Here is a 3,555-nt window from a genome sequence, read left to right as displayed (position 1 = left end):
ATACAACCAAACCCCAAATTGACTTTATCTCCCAACCCGGTATTATGAATCAACTGATGCAAGACAGGATGCAATGTCAGCTTAAATTTATACATATAACCGATAATCTTCGACTCTTCTTTTGTAAAACGCTTTATAAATATACCTTTTCGCTTAGGTTCGGACAACAGCTCAAAATTAAAATTCATATTATCGGAAAAATCTTTCCCATAAAAATGACGATACTTTTCCAGAATATGATTCAATAATACCTCTCCATATCCCGGAGTATAAGGACTCACATATTCTATACTTCTATTAGGACGAACATGCACAAATACAATAGGAGATAATGAAAGATAGCTCAACGTCTCAGGATAAGAATCCATATCTGTTTTTATTATGTCATCCACTTGCAATTCTACTTGAGTATGACGATCTCCTATCAACAAAATTTTTCCTGCAAAAAGCGCTTTTATAAAATCTTCAGTACCACGCTCCGGCAAACAAGAAATCCATAATTGTACTCTTTTCGAAAGAATAAAAAGACGATCGGTTTCGACTTTTATTTTAGGAATATAAAAATTTGAGATAGATAATAACCTATATTTCACACTCATTTCCGGTAAGAACCCATTCATCCTCAACCACTGTTCATACAGTTCTTTATTATCAGTCAATATTCGATGAATGCAAGAAGATAATTCATATTGGTAACTCACCGGAAGTACATTTCCAGAATGTTCTGAATTTACTGTAAGTATCAACTTAAATCGCATATATTCCCCCATTTATTCACAATAAAGGTTATCGGGCAAAATCTCTACAGCCCCGTTTCTACCTGTATTGATTGTCTTTCTTATATTAATCTAACTACTCTAAAATCACAAAATGGATTTTATCAATTCTACTATATATGCAAAATCGGTTTATGATAAGTCTCCGTCTGCACGATAATATAGAGTAGAACTATTCTCCTCAACAAATGCTCTTTCTGCTACTTCTTTCAGCATACGGGAAGTGATACCTTTATATTTTTCTATTTCACTATCGATATTTTCGGCTCTATCCAATAATTCGTAATAGGCTAAATTAGTTGCTTTATTCAAGTAATTAATATTGGAAAACAGATCGTTTGACTCAAATTTATTGACTACTTTTTGCAATTCATACGCCGACACCTCATTCTCTCCCAATCTACGCAACTCTTCAACAATAGCACGATCTGCCTCCTCTAAAGAAATTCCTTTATTGACTTTTCCCTTGATCATAAACAATCCGGCATCTATATCACCTGTAATACTGGCATCTATATCGGCAAACAGTTTCCGATCCATAACAAGCTGTTGAAACAACCGGGAAGATCGTCCATTGGATAGTATGTCGGATAACAAGTCAAAGCAATGATATTCTTTATCCATTCTCCGGCACATGTGATACACCTTCGTAATCGAATCTAACGGTACAGAACGTGAAACTTCCTGAAACCGTGCAGACTTCTGAACAGGCTCTGCCGGTAAATTCCGAGGCTCTATATCTCTTCGCTCTATCGTGCCAAACCATTTTTCGGTAAGTTCAACAGCTTCTTCAAAAGAGATGTTTCCCGTAACTGCCAAAATAGCATTATTCGGAGCATAATATTTATAAAAGAACGACTTCACATCTTCCAGTTTTACCTGTTCGATATGCTCAACCCGTTTCCCTATCGTAGGCCACCTGTACGGATGCACTTTATATGCCAATGGCCTTATCAATAACGGAATATCACCGTACGGCTGATTCAGGTTACGCTGCTTAAATTCTTCGATTACGACTTGCTTCTGTACGGACAGACTTTTTTCCGAAAAATCAAGCCCGAACATACGATCCGACTCCAGCCAAAAAGCTGTTTCTACATTCTGACGCGGAACTACCGAATAATAATTCGTTATATCATTACTTGTCCACGCATTATTCTCACCACCGGCTTTTTGCAACGGAGTATCGAAATCGGGAATATTAACAGACCCACCGAACATCAGATGCTCAAACAAATGAGCAAACCCTGTACAATCCGGATTTTCATCCTTAGACCCGACATCGTACAAAAGGTTTAATGCCACCATCTGAGTTTCTTTATCCTGATGGTGAATTAAACGCAATCCATTTGACAGACAATATCTATTAATCCGAATCACTATTCTATAATTTTCATTCGCATTGAAATATCTTTTTTCGGGCGATCAGCTTTACCGGTAGTCACCAATTGTATTTTATCAACAATATCCAGCCCCTCGACGACTTCACCGAATACAGTATATTCACCGTCCAAATGAGGAGCACCGCCCACCGATGTATATGCCGTTTTTTGCTCCGGAGTGAACATTACCGGACCTTCCTCCATCAAAATTTCATGAGTCCGAGCAATAAGAGTATCTTGCAAAGCCATCAACCCTTCTTGATCACGATTTTTACGCAACTGCATAATTTCCGACCTATGCTCTCCCACCAAACGATTAAAGATATTCCGTTCTTTCATTTGAGTGAGCTGCTGTTCCAAACTTTTCAATTTCCCTTCAGAATACACGTTTCCGGTAACTATATAAAACTGAGATCCGGAAGACTCTTTTTTCGGATTCACTTCATCTCCCTGACGAGCCGCAGCCAAAACTCCTTTTTTATGGAAGTATAAAGGATACACGATTTCTGCAGGAAGGGTATATCCCGGTCCTCCGCTCCCCAATGTTCTATCAGCAACAGCTCCTTTAGAGTCAGGATCTCCGCCCTGTATCATAAAATCTTTTATAACCCGATGAAACAAAAGGCCGTCATAATAGCCTTCTTTTACCAATTTGACAAAATTATCTCTATGAAGAGGCGTTTCATTATATAGTTTGACCTTAATATCGCCTAATTCAGTTTCAATCAATACATAAACATGTTCTTTGTTTACAGACGTACAACCCATACAAAATAAAATTAAACAGATTATTAATTTACTTATTCCTTTTTTCATAAGGAGAAACCACTCTAAAATCTTTACAAAGATAATCAGCAAGTCCTAATATATCGTAAAAAAATGGCTTTTTGACAGATATTTAATTCTTCCTATATTTAAAATCTGTTCCACAATCAAAGCAATGAAACCTCTTACGGATTGCAAACGGATATACCTGGAGGAATATAGATATGAATATCGTCAACCAGTTATACTTATGCCGGACAGAAGCTCCATAAGCAACATTTCGTGAGCCACAAACAGGGCATACAGGCCCGTCATCCACCAAACTATTCACACCTTTTTGATCTTCAGGAATAAAAGAAGCTTCTTGTTGCTCTTTAACTAATCTTATCGCACTCTCAAGATCTCTCTCAAACACAGACAATTTTATTCCTCCTAGTCCTTGATTATATAAAGGATAAACCGACAAAACATTCTCATCCGATATAAAAGACGGAATTGCATTATCATCTAATATACCTTTAACAAGATATGCTTCCGTCAAATCACCGAAAGTCATAAAGACCACTATATTATCACCTGCCATGATATAATAATTTATTTTGAATCAAATATATGGATTATATCATAAATGT

At 36.8% G+C, this 3,555-nt stretch carries 4 protein-coding genes; all 4 read right to left on the bottom strand.

The genetic code is table 11. From position 1 onward, the window contains the following. A partial coding sequence (cas6, locus tag AC1WHX_RS11300) for a CRISPR-associated endoribonuclease Cas6 (RefSeq protein ID WP_481229380.1) occupies positions 1 to 758 on the bottom strand: 758 nt, incomplete at its 3' end. A gap of 150 nt (positions 759 to 908) precedes the next feature. Then, positions 909 to 2,156, bottom strand: a complete 1,248-nt coding sequence (locus tag AC1WHX_RS11295; RefSeq protein WP_122337103.1) for a M16 family metallopeptidase — start codon at positions 2,154 to 2,156, stop codon at positions 909 to 911. After that, the gene (locus tag AC1WHX_RS11290) at positions 2,156 to 2,974 is read right to left on the bottom strand and encodes a peptidylprolyl isomerase (protein WP_039927643.1); all 819 of its coding nucleotides are present in this window, start codon (positions 2,972 to 2,974) and stop codon (positions 2,156 to 2,158) included. The genes AC1WHX_RS11295 and AC1WHX_RS11290 overlap by 1 nt, the downstream gene beginning before the upstream one ends. An 82-nt stretch (positions 2,975 to 3,056) precedes the next feature. After that, a complete protein-coding gene (locus tag AC1WHX_RS11285; protein WP_022389908.1) occupies positions 3,057 to 3,506 on the bottom strand; it encodes a putative signal transducing protein in 450 nt (149 codons plus the stop codon). Between the last annotated feature and the right edge of the window lie 49 nt (positions 3,507 to 3,555).

This window comes from Coprobacter sp. (assembly GCF_982436375.1).
The sequence above is the reverse complement of the archived record's forward strand: the minus strand, read 5'-3'. Positions and strand labels throughout refer to the sequence as shown.

Bases quoted from the DNA above. Each gene is read 5' to 3' on its own strand.
- AC1WHX_RS11290 (WP_039927643.1), bottom strand. From the start codon at position 2,974: ATGAAAAAAGGAATAAGTAAATTAATAATCTGTTTAATTTTATTTTGT.
- AC1WHX_RS11285 (WP_022389908.1), bottom strand. From the start codon at position 3,506: ATGGCAGGTGATAATATAGTGGTCTTTATGACTTTCGGTGATTTGACG.